This is a genomic window from Methylophaga sp. SB9B, from assembly GCF_004832235.1.
In the GTDB taxonomy this organism is placed as follows: domain Bacteria; phylum Pseudomonadota; class Gammaproteobacteria; order Nitrosococcales; family Methylophagaceae; genus Methylophaga; species Methylophaga muralis.
Window position 1 is genome coordinate 1 of record NZ_SSXS01000095.1, and the last position, 253, is coordinate 253.

The window sequence follows — 253 nt, forward strand, 5'->3', positions numbered from 1 at the left end:
TAACGATGAAATCATCGATGATGGTCGTGGTAGCTTAACCATTCAGCCGCTGCATAAGGGAGGCAGACTATGATCCTCAATGGTGTAAGCATTGATAAAACCTTTGCCGAAGCCTTTCCGATGAAAGCACGCGAATCATCATCACAGCCCAGAATCTTGAATGGGCGATGCATTCTGCTACAGCGTTCACCGGGTTTGCGACATCGGTTATTGCCTGCGGTTGTGAAGCAGCTATTGAACGAACTTTGGATCC

1 protein-coding gene is annotated in these 253 nt (G+C 47.8%); it reads left to right on the forward strand.

Annotated features, from left to right (window positions below):
- Window positions 1-167 precede the first annotated feature (167 nt).
- A partial coding sequence (locus E8Q33_RS16330) for a hypothetical protein (RefSeq protein ID WP_247870151.1) occupies window positions 168-253 on the forward strand: 86 nt, incomplete at its 3' end.